Origin of the sequence: Clostridium sp. (assembly GCF_036569345.1) — a bacterium.
Taxonomy (GTDB): domain Bacteria; phylum Bacillota; class Clostridia; order Clostridiales; family Clostridiaceae; genus Clostridium_AD.
This window is the reverse complement of the sequence record NZ_DATCQT010000044.1, coordinates 19,634-36,961: the sequence shown is the minus strand read 5'-3', so window position 1 is coordinate 36,961 and position 17,328 is coordinate 19,634. Positions and strand designations below refer to the sequence as shown.

Sequence of the window (17,328 nt, the reverse complement as noted above, 5' to 3'; positions counted from 1 at the left end):
AGCTCAAACATTAAAAGCTATAAAAGAAGCAGAAGCATATAAAGGACCATCACTTATAATAGCATATGCTCCATGTATCAATCACGGTCTTAAAGTTGGAATGGGTTGTACACAACTTGAAACTAAGAGAGCTGTTGAATCTGGATACTGGGCTATGTATAGATTTAATCCAGCTTTAAAAGAAGCAGGAAAAAATCCATTTACATTAGACTCTAAAGAACCAACTACTTCATTTAGAGAATACCTAATGGGTGAAGTAAGATATTCTTCTCTAGCAAAAACATTCCCTGAAATAGCAGAAGAATTATTTGTTAAAACAGAAAAAGATGCTACAGAAAGATTAGCTGGATACAAAAAACTAGCAAGTCAACAATAGTATTTAAATTGTAAAATCAAAGGAAGATGAATTAATTTTCATCTTCCTTTGAAGTTTAAAAAATTATTTAAAATATTTAACAATAATTTAATAAAAAAAATTCAAAAAACCCTTTTAAAATCTTGTAATTAAGGGTAGAATTATAACAGACTCAAAGTAGGAGGTACTACATTATGAATGAAGAGAAAAATACAGGTTGCGGATGCGGCGGTCACGAACATGATCAAGAAAATGAAGGCTGTGGATGCGGTGGTCACGAACATGATCATAAAAATGAAGAGAGCTGCGGATGCGGAGATCATGAACATGCTGATGAAAATGAAAGCTGTGGTTGTGGTTGTGGATGTGGAGAAGGAGAAGGCGAAGCATTAACAGTAGATTTAGAAGATGAAAATGGGAATGTAGTTCCATGTGAAATAGTAGATGGATTTACTTATAAAGATAATGAATATGCGCTTGTTCAAAATCCTGAAGATGATTCAATATATCTTTTTAAAGTAATTGGAGATGAAGAAACAGGAGAATTAGTTATTCCAGAAGATGAAGAATTTGAAGAAGTAACTGCATATTATGAAGAATTGATTAAAGACGAAAAATAATTCTTTAAAAGAGTCGTTGCAAATGCAGCGGCTCTTTTAATATATAATAAAAGAATGTATATTACTCATATGGTAACAATATTACTACCATATGGGTAATACACATATTACAGGGGGTACCGTTATGAAAGAAAAATTAGCTATTTTTGATGTGGATTACACTTTAACTAAACGAGAGACTTTAGTAGAATTTTATTTATTTATGTTGAAAAAAAATCCTAGGTTTATAAAATACTTGCCTAAAAGCATACTCTCCTCTATTTTTTATGTTTTTAAGATACATGATGCTACAAAAACAAAAAACATCTTTATAAGATTTATAGACGGTATAGAAGAACATGAAATGAAAAAGATTGTCAAAGAATTTTATGAAAAACGTTTAAGTAAAATATTATATAAAGATGCTATCGATATGATTAGGAAAATGAAAATGGAGGGATATAAAATATATTTAATTTCTGCCTCCGCTGAATTCTATTTAAGTGAGTTCTATAATATAAAAGAAGTTGATAAAGTAATAGGAACTCGTTTCATTAAAGAGAATGGTTTACATAGAAATAAAATGTTAGGTGAAAATTGTAAAGGTGAAGAAAAGGTAAAAAGACTAAAAGAAGTCTTAAAGAAAGAAAATCTTGAAGTGGATTTCGAAAACTCCTACATGTTTTCTGACTCTCTATCAGACTTACCACTTTTTGATATAGTAGGGCATCCTTATTTAATAAATTTCAAGAAAACACACGATAAAATTGAAATTTTGAAATGGAAATGATATGCTATTGTAAAATAATAATATTTATATAAATTTTAGAGAGATAACAATAAATTATTGTTATCTCTCTAAAAAATGACAAGGAGGATTTATATGGATAAGTGTATGAATGATTTTTTTTTGTATGGTAATGAAATTAAAATTAGTGAGGAATTTGGAAATTATAATAGTGCTGGAGGTAAATCAATATATGAAGTCATAAGGATAAGTGATGGAATCCCTATTTTTTTAATTGAACACTTAGAGCGTCTTGAAAATTCAACGAAAATAATGAAATATAGTTTAAAAATTACTAGGGATGAAATTATAAATAGAATTATAAAATTAATACATAAAAATAAAGTACAGGACGGAAATATAAAATTAGTTGTAAATTACATACCAAGTGGTGATAGTAATGATAATGCCTTTAATGAAAAATTTCTGGCATATTTTGTGCCGCATTTTTATCCTACAAAAGAGCAATACGCGTTAGGAGTAAAAACTATTACTTATCATGGAGAACGTTCTAACCCAAATGCTAAAGTGATTAATGACATTTTTAGAGCAAAAGTAAATGAGCAAATTCATAATGAAAACGTATATGAGGCAATTTTGATAGATAATGCTGGGTTTATTACTGAAGGCAGTAAATCAAATATTTTTATGGTCAAAGGTTATACAGTTGTGACATCAAAGGTAGAAACTGTTCTACCGGGTATAACAAGACAATTTATTATAAAGGCTTGCAAGAATTTAAATATAAAATTAGAAGAAAAAAATGTGCATGAGAGTGAGCTTGAATCATACAATGGTTTGTTTATCTCAGGAACCTCTCCAAGTGTTTTACCAATAAATAAAGTAGATGAAATATCCTTTAATTCAGCTGAGAATTCAATAATAAATTCAATAATGAAGGAGTATGATTCTGAATTAAAACAGAATAAAAAGAAATTTGTAAAGTTTACTTTAAATAGTACGATAAATAAATAAAACCTGTAGAATACAATGTATAAAATTAGGGAAACATGGTATAATTTTTTTAGGAAGAGGTGGTATAAGTGGTAGCTAAGGTGGGCTTCCAAAAATTTGAAGGATCTAATGTTAATGAATGTTTGCAAAGTGCAAGTACTAGCTTAGGGGTTCCAATAGATTCCATTAAATATTCAATATTAGAGGAAAAAAGAGGATTGTTTAAAAAACATGCTATAATTTCTATCGAAGTTATAGAAGACTCAGATGATGAAGATGTTCCAAAAGAAAATACTATTGAAAAAAACATCATTAAAGCAATTAATGGGACTATAGAAATACAGCAGGGTAGAATTATAATTAAAAACCCTAAAGAGGGTGGGAAGCCAGCAGTAATTTCTGCAGTTCGTAACATTGAACTAACTGTCGATGGAGAAAAAATTAACATGCGTTCTCCCGTATATGAGGGAAGTAATGTTGAAGTTTTTTTCAAAGAAGAGGTCTCTGTAAGGGAATTGAATATAAGGACAAGTTTAGACAATATGGAAGCATTTATTAGTATTATATATAAACCTACTATCACTTATAAACTAAAAGATTTTAAGCCTACAAGTTTAGCCACATTAGAAATAAACGTGAAAAGCGAAATTATGCCACCGAAATTTACAGAACGGGAAATTAAAAATGAGTTACAAAATTATAACATAAAATATGGTATTATAGAGATGAACATTGTTAAAGCCACCCAGGATAATGAGATTGTGGAACTACTTATTGCAAATGGGAAAAAAATTATAGAGGCAGTAGACGATAGATTAGAAATTAAATACAAGAAGGCTAGCAATGAAAATAGTAAGATCTATGATAATGAAGAATCTATAGATTATAAAGCTATAGGTTCCGTACTTGGAGTAGAAGAAGGACAAGTCTTAGCTATTCTTTATCCTGGTAAAAATGGACAAGATGGATTGGATATTAGTGGTAAGCTTATTAAAGCTAAAATTGTAAAAAAAATAACATTAGGCGTAGGAGAAGGTTGCAAAATGATAGACGAATATACTGTCGTTGCAACAAGTCAAGGTAGGCCTTCCACTAGAGGAAACACTTTTTTCGTTTATAAAACTCATAAAATAGATGGAGATGTGGAAATAAAAACTGGAAACATTCAATTTGTTGGAGATATAGTTATAAGTGGAAGTGTACGCGAAGGTATGAAAGTTGAAGCTGGTAATTCTATTTTAGTTAAAAACAATGTAGCACAATCGGTAATTACTGCAAGTGGCGATGTTGTGGTCCGCGGCAATGTAATTAGTTCAACAATTGCAGCTGGAAAAGAGGATGTATTGACTCTTGAATATTTAAGTGACTTAAAGAGTATGAAAAATGACATAACAAAATTAATAGAGGTTGTATGTCAAGTGAAAAAAATTAAACTCATACAAAAAAATAATAGTGATGGGGAACTTATTAAAGTTTTACTTGAGACAAAATTCAAAAATCTTCCTAAAACATCTATTAGAGTAGCTAAAAGAATACTTGGCCAACATAATACCGAAGATGAACTAATATTTATTATTAAAAATAAAATACTTGATTTTGGTCCTTTAAATATTAAAAGTTATGAGGAGTTAAATGCGATTATTACAATTATTGACGATAAAATTTCTACACTTGAGATGAATTTGACTCTTCCTGTAGATGTGCTGATAGACTACGCTCAAGACTCAATAATTAAGAGTTCCGGTAATATTATTATTAGTGGTAAAGGAGAGTACATATCACAAATAGTGGCAAGTGATAGTATAGTATTTAAAACGGATAATAGTCTAGCACGTGGTGGAGTTATGGAAGCCGGGAAAGAAATTAAATGCAAAATAGTTGGAGGGAACGCTGGGGTATCAACAAAACTTATTGTAGAAAACCATGGACAAATATGGGCTGAAATTGCATATCCTAATACTAGATTTATTATAGGTGATAAAGAATATGTTTTAGATGTTGCTAGTAAAAATGTTCATGCGTTTATAAATGATGCAAGAGAATTAGTTGTTGATAAATTACTATTGTAGGGGGATTCAATATGAAGGAACAAGAAATTAAGGTATTGGTTTTCAGCATAAATGGTGAGTTTTATGCTACGAATATTATGGAAGTTGAAAGAATATTAGAATACGAAAAAGCAACTAAAATTCCAGACTCTCCCGAATTTGTTGAAGGAGTAATAAACTACGAGGATAAGATTTTACCAGTTATAACACTATCGAAAAGATTTAATTTACCATCCACTAAAATTGGAGAAAATTCTAAGATAATAGTTGCTAAGCAAGATCTTGGTAAAATAGGAATAATAGTTGATATTGTATCAGAGGTAAAGGATGTACTAACAGATAACATAGAAGATGCTCCTGAAATAATTGAGGGAATATCGAAAAGATATATTAAAGGACTTATTAAAATTGATGGTAAAATAATTATTTATTTAAATATTTCAGCTATATTGACTGAGGAAGAGAAAATACAAATATTATAAAATAGGGTGTAAATATGGAATATAATGAAATAAAAGTAGGAATTGCAGATTTAAATGTAGCATTTTCACCGGATAAATTAATAACTGTGGGCCTAGGATCTTGCGTTGGGATTGCAATTTATGATAAAAGTATAGAAATTGGAGGGTTAGCACATATAATGCTTCCAGATAGTATACAATTTAATAAAATAACCAATGCAATAAAATTTGCGGATTTAGCAATCCCCATTTTAGTTGAGAACATGATAAAAAAAGGTGCTAAATTAAGAAATATGAGGGCTAAAATAGCAGGTGGAGCTTCAATGTTTAATTTCTCGGATAAGAGCATAATAATGGACATTGGGAACCGAAATAGTATAGCAGTAAAAAATGTTCTTAAAATGTTATCCATCCCTATAATTTCTGAAGATATTGGCGGAAATAAGGGTAGAACTTTAATATTTGATACCAAAAGTGGAGTTCTGTCTGTTAGAACTGTAGGGAAGGGTACTACAGAAATTTAAATTTATTTAAAGCTTAGGGGTGGATATGTGTAATGACTTTCGATTTTATATCAAAACCCTCCAGAAAAATTAAGGCTACTAGGGTAGGCATGAATATAGAGGCAGTGGTAATTGGAGCGTCCACTGGTGGACCCAAAGCATTATACCAGGTAATAACAGCTTTGCCAAATGATATAGGAGTCCCAGTTTTTGTAGTACAACATATGCCAATAGGATTTACAAAGGCTTTTGCGCGAAGACTTAATTTAAACAGTAAACTAAAGGTTGGAGAAGCCTTAGATAATGAAAAAATAGAAAAAAATGTAGTTTATATCGCTCCTGGTGGTTATCACATGGAGATAGGAAGTGACAAGAAGATACATCTAAATACAGAACCTACTATTTGGGGGGTTAGGCCTGCAGTAGATAAGCTTTTTATATCCGCTGCAAGTGTTTATGGATCAAAGCTACTTAGCGTTATACTTACTGGAATGGGACGTGATGGTGCCATAGGGACAGCAACGGTTAAAGAAAATGGAGGAATTACAATAGCTGAGCACGAATCTACATGCATAATATATGGCATGCCAAAGGCTGCTTTCGAAACAGGAAAAGTAGATAAAATTGTTCCCTTGCCTAATGTTGCAGAGGAGATAAAGAAATTTGTAATGGGGAGGTGAAGGAACGATAATGGATTTAATTTATTTTGAAAAATGGGTTTTAAAAGAATATAATATAGATTTATCTGCTTATAAATCTAATCAATTACATAGACGAATTTTAAGTTTAATGTCAAGAGTGGATGTTCATTCTGTAGAGGAGTATATAACACTATTAAAAAAAGATCCTGCTCAAAAACAAAAATTTTTAGATTTCTTTACAATAAACGTAACAGAATTTTTTAGAAATCCCGAAATATTTGATGAACTTTCAAAAAAAATAGCATCAGAACTTCCATACAATTCAGGACTTAAAATTTGGAGCGCAGCATGTTCAATTGGAGCTGAACCTTATTCTCTTGCTATGATAGTGGATAATTTAAATTCAAGAGTTAATCATAAAATTATTGCTACAGATATAGATAGCACAATACTTCAAAAGGCCAAAGTTGGAGAATTTGTATATTCAGAAATTAAAAATGTACCAGAAAAATTTTTGGATAAATATTTTGAAGTGAGTGATTATAAATATAAAATTAGTGATAAAATTAAAAAAATAGTGGAGTTTAAGAAACATGATCTTATTCTAGAAAACTTTGAAAGCAATTTTGATTTAGTAGTGTGCCGAAATGTAGTTATTTATTTTAATCAAGATGTTAAAGAGAAAATATATAAAAAAATAGGCATTTCATTAAAAAAAGGTGGATTATTGTTTGTAGGCGCCACTGAAAGTATTTATAATTATAAAGAGTACGGATTCGAAAAGACATCTACATTTATTTATAAAAAGATATAAGGTGGATGACAATTAATGGGGAGGGGAATAATATGGATACATCACAATACATGTCAATGTTCTTAGAAGAGTCTATGGAGAATTTGCAGACGTTGAATGAATCTCTTCTTGAACTAGAACAAAAGCCAGAAGATATAGATAAGTTAAATGAGATATTTAGGGTAGCTCATACCATAAAGGGAATGGCTGCAACTATGGGGTTTACTCAAATGGCGGAATTAACACATAAAATGGAGGATGTTTTATCTAAATTTCGAGAGGGTAAACTTAATGTAACAGAAAAGGTTGTAACTGTTTTATTTAGATGCCTTGATACTTTAGAAAAAATGGTAAATAATATTTCAGAAGATATTTCAGAAGAACTTTCAATTGATGATATAATAAATGATTTGCATTCTATGGTAGAGGGAAATGACACCGTTATAACTAGTGAAAAAGAAAATGATAAAAAAGATGATAGCAATAATAATATTGATGAGAGAATGATTCTTAATGAATATGACATTAATGTAATTAAGGAAGCAAAGGAAAAACTGTATAATGCCTTTGAGATAAAAATTTTAATAAGTGAAAATACGCTACTTAAGGCAGCAAGGGCATTTCTTATTTTTAAGAGTTTAGAAGAGTTTGGAGAAATAATAAAATCCATGCCTTCCGCAGAGGATTTAGAAGATGAAAATTTCGAATTTGAAATAAATTTAATCTTTATTACTCATAAAGACAAAGAAGAAATTATAGATAATTTGATGAATATTTCTGAAGTAGAAAAAGTAATGGTAGAAAATGCTACCGTTAAAGCTGATACTAATAACTTACCTAACCAATTAGGAGAATTTAAGACAATAGAAAAATCTCCTGGAATTAAAAAAGAAACATTGAAAGTCGTGACATCTGCAGAAGGTAAAAATGGAGAGAAAAAAGAAGTAGCGACTCATAAAAAAACTCATCAATCTGTGAGAGTTGAGCTAGAGAGATTAGATAAATTTATGAATATGGTATCTGAACTTGTAATTCATAGAACAAGACTTGAACAAATAAGTAGTAATCATAAATTAACTGATTTAAATGAAACCTTAGAACAAGTTGCAAGGGCTACATCAGAGTTGCAAGATTTAGTAATGAAGATAAGGATGCTTCCACTAGAAGTAGTGTTTAATAGATTTCCAAGGATGATAAGAGATTTATCAAAGGAACTCGATAAAGAAATGGAGCTAGTAGTACAAGGACAGGAAACAGAAATTGATAGGACAGTTATCGATGAAATAGGCGAACCACTACTTCATTTACTTCGAAATGCTGCAGATCATGGTATAGAATCCAGTGAAGTAAGAATTGCTAAAGGAAAAAATCCTATTGGAACAATTAAACTTATAGCATATGCTGAGGGTACTAAAGCCATAATAAAGGTGGAAGATGATGGTGCGGGGTTAAATGTTGAAAAAATCAAGGCTAAAGCTGATAAGGTTGGTATAAACACTGAAGGTATGACTGAAGCAGATATTAAAAATTTAATTTTTGCACAAGGTTTTAGCACAAATGAGAAAGTGACAGATATCTCTGGACGTGGAGTTGGTATGGATGTTGTTAAAACTAAAATCGCAGCTCTTGGTGGAACAGTAGATGCCACAAGTGAGATTGACAAAGGGACATCTTTTATTATAAGATTACCATTGACACTTCAAATTATTCAAGCATTGTTAGTTAAAGTAGGTGACGAGACTATGGCTATTTCTCTTGGGTATATTGATAGAGTAATAGATTATAAGGACGAGCTTATTAAGAAAACTAATGGTAAAGAAGTTATTGTATACAATGATAGCGTAATTTCACTAGTAAGAGTAAATACAATAATGCAAATAGAAACTAGTGAGAATACAAAAAAATATATTGTTATTGTAAAAGTTGGAGAGAAAACAGTAGGGCTTTTAGTAGATTCATTGCTAGGGCAGCAAGAAATTGTTATAAAGCCTCTAGGAAAGACACTTAAGGGACTAAAAGAATATATAGGAGCAACTATTTTAGGAGATGGACTAGTTACATTAATACTAGATGTTGCTGCTTTAGTGTAAGGAGAGTATATATGGATTATTCTGAGCTAAGTCCAGTTCAATTGGATGTATTACAAGAAGTAGGTAATATTGGAGCAGGGAATGCGGCTACTGCATTATCAGATTTATTGAATGAAAAAGTAGATATGAGCGTACCAAAAGTGAGTATTGTTCCCTTCGATGACATTTTTTCTAAAATTGGAGTTGAAGAAGTAGTAGTTGGTGTTATAGTAAGGGTACTCGGTGATATACCAGGCAATATTTTATTTACATTAGAAAAAGATGTTGCTTTAAATATTATTTCAAGACTTATAGGTGAGCAGCAGGAGCAAATAACTGAACTTGGGAGTTCGGCATTAGGTGAGATAGGAAATATTATTGCAAGTTCTTTTATGAATGCAATATCGAAACTTACGAATCTTGAGGTTAGACCTTCTGTTCCAGCTGTTACTCTGGATATGATGGCGGCAATACTGTCAACAACTTATATAGAATCAGGTCAATTCGATGAATATGTACTTGATTTAGAAACAAATTTTTTACAAGAAAATCAAAAAATAAGAGGGCATTTCTATTATGTACCAATGCCCGGATCACTTGAGAAAATATTAAATTCATTAGGTGTAAATTAATTGGAGGTATTAAAAGTATGGCTAGAGTATTAATTGTTGATGACGCTGCATTTATGAGAATGATGATAAAAGATATATTAGAAAAAAACGGGTATGATGTTGTGGGTGAAGCAAACAATGGATTAAAAGGTGTAGAGTTATACAAATTAGAAAAACCAGACATTGTTACCATGGATATTACAATGCCAGAGATGGATGGAATTGAAGCTGTTAAAGCAATTAAAGCTTTTGATTCTGCTGCGAAAGTAATTATGTGTAGTGCTATGGGTCAACAGACTATGGTTATGGATGCAATAAGGGCTGGTGCAAAGGACTTCATTGTTAAGCCATTCCAGTCAGATAGAGTACTTGAAGCAATAAAAAAAGTTTTAGGGTAGGAGGGGAATGTTATGCAAGTAGTTGTATTTAAAGTTAATGAGGAACAGTTTGCAGTAGAAGCATCTATTGTTCAAAGCATTAATGATATGATGGAAATAACAAAAGTACCTAAGTCTGCAGCTTATATAAAAGGTTTAATTAATCTAAGAGGTAATATAATTTCTCTATTAGATATAAATCTCCTTTTAGGTATTGAAAAGGGTACTATGGAACAAGAAAATATTATTATATTAAATCTAAAGGAAGAGTCTGTTGGAGTAACGGTGGACCAAGTTGACGAGGTATTAGAAATTGAAGAAAATATAATTGAAAAACTTGAAACTGATAAAACTAAGGCCTATATCAAAGGAATTATAAATTTTAAAGATAGAATAGTTACATTAATTGATATTGGACGACTTATTGAAAATTAATTGGATACGTTAAATAACATAAATACAATTAAGCGAAGTAATCATACTGTAGCAAAGAGATGAGGTAGAAATATGGCAGAAGTATTATCGCAAGGCGAAATAGATTCACTTTTATCTGCCCTATCTTCTGGGGAAATAGAAGCAGACCAGATTGAAAACGAAGAAGAAAAACATAAAGTTAAACTATATGATTTCAAAAGTCCTCAAAAATTCTCGAAAGATCACTTAAGAACGCTTGAGCTCATTCATGATAATTATGGAAGATTAATTTCAAGTTATTTAACTGCGCAGCTAAGAAATAATGTAAAGGTTAAAATTGAGTCAATTCAGCAAATAACTTATGATGAATTTATACACTCAATTCCTAACCCTACCATTTTAACTATATTTAAAATGCCACCTTTAAGTGGGTCTATATTATTTGAGACTAATCCTCAGTTCGCTTTTCAAGTAATTGATATACTTCTTGGAGGACGGGGTAATCGCATGGTTAAACTCAAAGAATTTTCTGATATAGATAAAAATATATTAAGAAAAGTTAATGCGGGTCTTATATCTAACTTGAAACTTGCTTGGGAAGATGTTTTGAATGTAGAACCAGAAATTGAAACATTAGAAACTAATCCTGCACTAAATCAAACTTTAGCACCAAATGAACCAGTTGCGTTAATTACTTTTTCAGTTGAAATGAGAAACAATAGTACTTTTATAAATATGTGTATTCCTTATTTAAGTATTGAAAAAGTTCTTGATAAACTTGTTGTACAATATTGGTTTAGAGAAAATGATGAAGAAATTGTTAATGAATCTAGAAATAGATTAAAGGATAGATTAAATATAGTAAAAGTTCCAATAACAGGAGTACTGGGCAGTACAAATATTACAGTAAATGAATTTCTGCAATTAAGTGAAGGCGATGTAATCACATTAGATAATTTAAGTGATAGCAAGGTTAGTGTGTTTGTGGAAGACAGTTTATGTTATAGTGGTAAACCTGGCACCATAGGTAAAAATAGAGGAATTGAGGTAATAGATATAATAGATAAGGATGTGGGAAATTATGAGTAACGGCTTTCTTTCACAAGAAGAAATCGACGCTCTTTTAAATGGTGGCGATATGAGCCCTTCCGAGGACTTAATCCCTGACAATGAAATAAGCGCAGGCGTTGTAGACTCTGGAAGTAACATAAGTGAAGAACCTATGCAGGTTTTTGAGCTAACTGATAGTGAGAAAGATTTACTGGGTGAAGTTGGAAATATTTCTATGGGATCAGCATCAACAGCTCTTTCAACTATTGTAGGGCAACCTGTAAATATTGCAACTCCAGTAGTTACGGTAAGTACACTTAGAAAATTAAGAGCTACATTTGAAGTCCCAAATATTGCTTTAGACGTTAAATTTACAAGTGGTATATCAGGTGGAAACCTCTTAGTAATGAAGAATACTGATGCGGCAGTTATTGCTAGTTTAATGATGGGTGGAGATGGCAATATAGAAGGCAAATCTGAACTTTCAGAAATTGAAATCAGTGCTGTGTCGGAAGCTATGAATCAGATGATTGGTTCCGCTGCAACATCTATGGCAATGATGTTTTCAAGAGAAGTAAATATTTCACCACCCCAATCTAAAATATGGGATGATTCTACTGAACCTTTAAGTGATAGTATAGCTGACGATGAGGAAGTTGTTCAGGTAGCTTTTAAAATAACTATTGGTGATTTAATTGATAGTATTATAATGCAGGTGTTGCCTAAACAAACCGCTAAAAAGATAGTATCTATTATGATGGGAACAGAAGAAACCGTTGAGGCTCCTAAAGTAGCGCAAAAAAAGGTGGAAACACCTAAGGTAGAGCCTGTACGCGAAGATCAGGCGCCACAAAATGCACCGGAATATTCGAATGTACCATTAGAACCGGAGTATTATGCAAAGCCAATAGAACGCCCGGAACCACAAGTAGAGGTTCGTAATGCAACTTTTCAGCCACTTACAAAAAAATCAGTTTATAATTCACCTAGGAATATTGACTTAATATTAGATGTTCCTTTAGAAATTTCTGTAGTCCTAGGAAAAACTAAAAAGAACATTAGGGATATTTTAAACTTGGGAACTGGGTCTTTAATTGAACTTGATAAGTTAGCAGAAGAACCAGTAGATATATTAGTTAACGGCAAGAAGGTAGCATACGGCGAAGTTGTAGTTGTAGATGAGAACTTCGGAGTTAGAATTACTAGTATAATTAGTGGAGAAGAAAGAGTCAGGGCAATATCTGAATAAAGGAAAAAAGTATATATTACGCGTATTGCAATACGATTAATGCATTCACTTCGCTAAGAACTACTAATTTTATTTTTAATTAATACGCTAAAAAATATAAACTCGCTTTCGCTCAAACATATATTTTTCTTAACGCATATCAATTAAAAACAAAATAAGAAGTTCTAAAGCTTGTTTCAATGCATTATACGTAATATATACTTTTCTTTGTGTATAGAAAGGTAATAAAATTAAGGAAGGAATAAAGAAATTTTATTCCTTTTTTTTTATTCTATAAACTTTCAAAGTTTATATACGATAATATAAATAGATGAATTAAAAACTAGGCTTAAAGATATAAAAAGCTAGGGGTGTATTAAAATGAAAATAGATGGAGTAAAAAATGATGTGATAAATTTTTATAAAAAGAATACAGCTAAAACAGAACCAAAAATGGCTGCTACTAAAAAAGATACTGATACAATTGAGTTATCACAAGAGGGAAAAAGTCTAAGTGCTTTATCACTAGATGGCAAGTTAGTTAATTCTAATGAGAAGATAGACGCTATTAGAAGTAAAGTAAATAATGGTACCTACAATATTGATTCGAAATTAATAGCTAAAAGAATTATTGATAATATGAAGGGACGCGATATTTAGTTATGATGCAAAAACTAAATGAAGTAATGCTACAGGAAATGGGAGCCCTTAGGGCTCTTTTATTAGAACTTGAAAATCAACACAAATGCATAGTTACTAATGATATATTCGGAATGGAAGCTTGCGTTAGCAAAATAAAAGAAGCCAATAAAAACATTGCTCACATGGAAGTACAGCGAAGAGAAATTACGGCCAATAAAGCTATGGGGCCAATAATTGAAGAAGCTAGAGACCCTGAGCTTGAAAAGAATTTTCATGCAATTAAGAAGTTATTACAAGCAGTAGTACTGCAAAAGGACACTAACGAGTTACTTATAAAACAAGGGCTTAGTTTTACAAATAGAATGTTAAATGTATTAAATCCGGTACGTGAAGCAAAAACATATAATGGATATGGTAAAGTAAGAAAATAGTAGGAGGTGAGACGATGTCAGGATTATATTCAACATTAAATGTTGCAGTAAGAGGCATGACTGCTCAACAAGGAGCAATAGATGTAACAAGTCATAATATAGCAAATGCGAACACAGATGGATATTCAAGGCAAAGGGCACTTATGGAAACTACAACTCCATTTGGTATGCCTACTATGAATAATGCTATAGGACCAGGTCAATTAGGTACTGGTGTACAAATTTCTTCTATATCAAGAATTAGAGATAGCTATTTAGATTATCAAGTAAGAGATGAAAATGGTGCTCTGGGACTAAACCAGGGTAAAGAGGAGTTTCTTTCAAAGGTTGAAACTGTCTTTAATGGAGTTAGCGATACTGGTGTGGCAACATTAGTAGGAAAGGTCTTTGATTCTTGGCAGGCACTCTCAACAAGTCCTGAACTTTCAAGTACAAGAACCGTAGTTGCACAGCAATCTAAAGCTCTAACTGATGAATTAAATAGCACGTATAATCAGTTATCAACTTTAAAAGATGACTGTAATGCAGTTATTAAGCAGGATGTAGTAGATATAAACAGTATGCTTAATCAAGTAGATGAATTAAATCAACAAATTATAAAAGTAAAGATTGGTGGAAATGAGCCCAATGATTTAATGGATAAAAGGGATTTGCTTGAAGATCAGTTAAGTACAAAATTTGGCATAACAATTGATAAACAAGCATTTGGAGGACAAGATATAAAAGTTACTGGTACCGCTGCTGATGGTATTACGGGTGTAAGTGTTGACCTTGTAAAATCAACGTCAAATACTGATGTTAAAATATTCTCTTATGATGAAGCTACAGGAAAAATATCTTTGACAGATAAAGATGGATCAAATCCAGTTAATTATGTTCCCACAACTGGGGAATTAAAGGGTTACATGTCTGTACAAACTGATATAACGGCATATAAGGATAAACTAAATAGTTTAGCTAAGAGTATTGCGTTTTCTGTGAATGCAGTGCATGATGGGTCAACTACTGATAATACTAGTATAGATAATTTTTTCGTCAATAGTGACGCTAGTGGACTAGAATCAGGAATTACGGCAGGAAATATTACAGTTAATTCAGCGATTATTGATGACCCTATGAGAATAATGGTTGGTGCAGGTAGCAACCCAGGAGCAACTGATGGGACTAGAGCATTAGCTATTGCACAGCTTAGAGATGTTAAATTCAAAATTCCAGATAATACCGATGGTATTGCACGAGATGCTTTTCTTAGTGCAAACACCACTAGTGGGGACCCAACTTCACTGTTGGCTATTAGTTCAACTACGGATGGAACGACTATCGGAGGATATTTTACAAAAATAGTTAATGATTTAGCGATACAGACCCAAGAGGCTACAAGAACTGTAACAAACCATGAGTTACAACTTTCGAGTTTAGAGGAATCTAGAACTTCTATATCAGGGGTATCTTTGGATGAGGAAATGGCAAATCTAATTCAATATCAACATGCTTATGCAGCTAATGCAAAGATTATTTCAACTGTTGATGAGCTCCTAGATCTAATTGTCAATGGTTTAAAAAAATAAATAATATAATTTTTAGTGTATTAAATAAGGAGTGAAGATATGAGAATAACCAACAAAATGTTATCCAATAATTTTTTAAGGGACATGAAAACAAATTTAAATAATTTGAGTACGATTCAAACTCAAATGGCTACTGGTAAGCAAATAAACAAGGCTTCAGATGATCCTTCTAAAGCTTCTAAGATAATGCAAATATATTCAGATATAGATGCGAATAAACAATATAATGATAATATTTCAAATACATCAAATTGGCTGGATGTAACAGATACAGCACTGGCTGATGTAGGTAAAGTAGCTACTAGAATACAAGAACTTTTAGTTTCGGTTGGAAATGCAGGTTATGGTGATGATCAAAGAACAGCCGTTAAGGATGAAATTAATCAAAATGTGTCACAACTTTCTGAAATATTAAACACAAGTTTTGATGGCAAATATATATTTGGTGGGACAAGAGGAACGGATAAGCCTACAGTTGCGACAACTACAACTGATACAGCGTTGAGTTTAACAGCCACTGGCGCATCAAATGTAACTAATTCACAAGCTAAACTTTCAGTTGAAATTTCTCAAGGTGTGACTATGGATTATAATGTAACAGCTTCAGAGGTTGTAGGTACTGGAGCTGGCAGTCTAATAACTCTTTTAACCGATATTACAACAAATCTCGACCCACAGGTAAGTGATACTGCTACTGCTGCAGCTGTTACGAAGTTAACAACTACTGATTTAACTGGTATTCAAGATTTTATGACTAAGGTGTTAAGCTTACGTTCACAGGTTGGTGCTAAACAAAATAGAATGGATAGTGCTTTAGCTAGGAATATAGATCAAAATACTAATATGACAGAAGTTTTGTCCACAACTGAGGATATAGATATTACAGAAAAATCAATGGAATATGCTACAATGCAAACAGTATATACGGCATCTCTACAAACTAGTGCAAAGGTACTTCAGCCTTCATTATTGGATTATCTATAATAAAGAGATAAATAAATACTTAAAATTTTAAATTATAATTTGTAATGAAGAATATAAAATAAATACTAAGGTTAAAATGCTTTTTACTAAAGGAGTGAAGTGAAAAATGGAGCTAGTCACTAAGTATCATGGAGTTAAAGAATATAGTGATGAAGATGTTATAAAGTTTAAAAAAGGTTTGCCAGGGTTTAAAGAGTTAAAAAAATTCATAATTTTTCCAGTAGAAAACAATGGTATTTTTAGTGTGTTACACTCAATTGAAAATACCGAAGTAGGTCTTGTTTTGGTATCTCCATTTACTTTATCGCAAGGGTATGAATTCAAGATACCAGACAACTATGTATTAGAGCTTAAAATAGTAGAGCCGGAAGACGTATTAGTTTTAACTACAGTAACTTTAAACTCGGATATGAAGAAGATGACTACTAATTTAAAAGCTCCAATCATTATTAATACAAAAGAAAAATTAGGAGAACAATTAATATTAGATAATGATAAATATAGAATAAAGGAACCTCTATTTAAAGAAAATAACAAATAATAATGGTTATTTTCACCAAAAAGCAGCGAGGTGGGAGGTCTAAATGTTAGTAATAGGTAGAAAAAAAGGTGAATCCCTGATGATAGGTGAAAACGTTGAAATAACAATAGTAAAGATTGAAAATGGTTCAGTGAAAATTGCTATAAATGCACCAAGGGAAATTAGTATTTTAAGAAAAGAACTTTACAAAGAAGTTATAGATGAAAATCAAAGAGCTATGGTTGTTGATGCTTCGGTTCTAGAAAAATTAAGGAAATAATTGGAGGAAGTAT

General features: G+C 31.5%; 19 protein-coding genes and 2 pseudogenes. All 21 read left to right on the top strand.

Annotation, left to right across the window (positions count from 1 at the left end; all coding sequences use genetic code 11):
- A pseudogene (locus tag VIM70_RS04195) lies at positions 1-376 on the top strand (pyruvate:ferredoxin (flavodoxin) oxidoreductase); the annotation flags it as partial.
- A 173-nt stretch (positions 377-549) separates the two neighbouring features.
- Positions 550-975 carry a DUF1292 domain-containing protein gene (locus tag VIM70_RS04190; protein ID WP_331944409.1) on the top strand — a complete coding sequence of 142 codons (426 nt, stop codon included), beginning with the start codon at positions 550-552 and terminating at the stop codon, positions 973-975.
- Between the two features lie 124 nt (positions 976-1,099).
- Complete coding sequence (locus VIM70_RS04185) at positions 1,100-1,744, top strand: HAD-IB family hydrolase (RefSeq protein ID WP_331944407.1); 645 nt, start codon at positions 1,100-1,102, stop codon at positions 1,742-1,744.
- A gap of 93 nt (positions 1,745-1,837) precedes the next feature.
- Entirely contained in the window at positions 1,838-2,716 is an 879-nt protein-coding gene (locus VIM70_RS04180) for an aminotransferase class IV (RefSeq protein WP_331944405.1), read from the top strand.
- 68 nt (positions 2,717-2,784) lie between these two features.
- Entirely contained in the window at positions 2,785-4,764 is a 1,980-nt protein-coding gene (locus tag VIM70_RS04175) for a flagellar assembly protein A (RefSeq protein WP_331944403.1), read from the top strand.
- An 11-nt stretch (positions 4,765-4,775) separates the two neighbouring features.
- A complete protein-coding gene (locus VIM70_RS04170; protein ID WP_331944401.1) occupies positions 4,776-5,225 on the top strand; it encodes a chemotaxis protein CheW in 450 nt (149 codons plus the stop codon).
- A gap of 14 nt (positions 5,226-5,239) precedes the next feature.
- Positions 5,240-5,728 (top strand): chemotaxis protein CheD, encoded by a 489-nt coding sequence (locus tag VIM70_RS04165; protein WP_331944399.1) that lies wholly within the window; start codon positions 5,240-5,242, stop codon positions 5,726-5,728.
- Positions 5,729-5,820: 92 nt separating this feature from the next.
- Positions 5,821-6,387, top strand: a pseudogene (locus VIM70_RS04160) (CheB methylesterase domain-containing protein); the annotation flags it as partial.
- A gap of 10 nt (positions 6,388-6,397) precedes the next feature.
- Entirely contained in the window at positions 6,398-7,162 is a 765-nt protein-coding gene (locus VIM70_RS04155; protein ID WP_331944397.1) for a protein-glutamate O-methyltransferase CheR, read from the top strand.
- Between the two features lie 32 nt (positions 7,163-7,194).
- Positions 7,195-9,231 (top strand): chemotaxis protein CheA, encoded by a 2,037-nt coding sequence (locus VIM70_RS04150; RefSeq protein WP_331944395.1) that lies wholly within the window; start codon positions 7,195-7,197, stop codon positions 9,229-9,231.
- 11 nt (positions 9,232-9,242) lie between these two features.
- Positions 9,243-9,842 (top strand): chemotaxis protein CheC, encoded by a 600-nt coding sequence (locus tag VIM70_RS04145; protein WP_331944393.1) that lies wholly within the window; start codon positions 9,243-9,245, stop codon positions 9,840-9,842.
- Positions 9,843-9,859: 17 nt separating this feature from the next.
- On the top strand, positions 9,860-10,219 hold the full coding sequence (locus VIM70_RS04140; protein ID WP_331944391.1) for a response regulator: 360 nt from the start codon (positions 9,860-9,862) through the stop codon (positions 10,217-10,219).
- A gap of 12 nt (positions 10,220-10,231) precedes the next feature.
- Positions 10,232-10,633 carry a chemotaxis protein CheW gene (locus VIM70_RS04135; protein WP_331944389.1) on the top strand — a complete coding sequence of 134 codons (402 nt, stop codon included), beginning with the start codon at positions 10,232-10,234 and terminating at the stop codon, positions 10,631-10,633.
- A gap of 72 nt (positions 10,634-10,705) precedes the next feature.
- Positions 10,706-11,701, top strand: coding sequence for a flagellar motor switch protein FliM (fliM, locus tag VIM70_RS04130; RefSeq protein ID WP_331944387.1), 996 nt, complete (start codon positions 10,706-10,708; stop codon positions 11,699-11,701).
- The gene (fliY, locus tag VIM70_RS04125) at positions 11,694-12,911 is read left to right on the top strand and encodes a flagellar motor switch phosphatase FliY (protein ID WP_331944385.1); all 1,218 of its coding nucleotides are present in this window, start codon (positions 11,694-11,696) and stop codon (positions 12,909-12,911) included. Before fliM ends, fliY begins: the two co-directional genes overlap by 8 nt.
- 360 nt (positions 12,912-13,271) lie before the next feature.
- A complete protein-coding gene (flgM, locus tag VIM70_RS04120) occupies positions 13,272-13,550 on the top strand; it encodes a flagellar biosynthesis anti-sigma factor FlgM (protein ID WP_331944383.1) in 279 nt (92 codons plus the stop codon).
- A 2-nt stretch (positions 13,551-13,552) separates the two neighbouring features.
- Positions 13,553-13,963 carry a flagellar protein FlgN gene (locus VIM70_RS04115; RefSeq protein WP_331944381.1) on the top strand — a complete coding sequence of 137 codons (411 nt, stop codon included), beginning with the start codon at positions 13,553-13,555 and terminating at the stop codon, positions 13,961-13,963.
- Between the two features lie 14 nt (positions 13,964-13,977).
- Positions 13,978-15,531 (top strand): flagellar hook-associated protein FlgK, encoded by a 1,554-nt coding sequence (gene flgK, locus VIM70_RS04110; RefSeq protein WP_331944379.1) that lies wholly within the window; start codon positions 13,978-13,980, stop codon positions 15,529-15,531.
- A 39-nt stretch (positions 15,532-15,570) separates the two neighbouring features.
- On the top strand, positions 15,571-16,515 hold the full coding sequence (flgL, locus tag VIM70_RS04105) for a flagellar hook-associated protein FlgL (RefSeq protein ID WP_331944377.1): 945 nt from the start codon (positions 15,571-15,573) through the stop codon (positions 16,513-16,515).
- Positions 16,516-16,621: 106 nt separating this feature from the next.
- Complete coding sequence (gene fliW / locus VIM70_RS04100; RefSeq protein WP_331944375.1) at positions 16,622-17,056, top strand: flagellar assembly protein FliW; 435 nt, start codon at positions 16,622-16,624, stop codon at positions 17,054-17,056.
- 43 nt (positions 17,057-17,099) lie between these two features.
- Positions 17,100-17,315: a carbon storage regulator CsrA gene (gene csrA, locus VIM70_RS04095; protein ID WP_331944373.1), complete on the top strand. Its 216-nt coding sequence runs from the start codon at positions 17,100-17,102 to the stop codon at positions 17,313-17,315.
- Positions 17,316-17,328 lie beyond the last annotated feature (13 nt).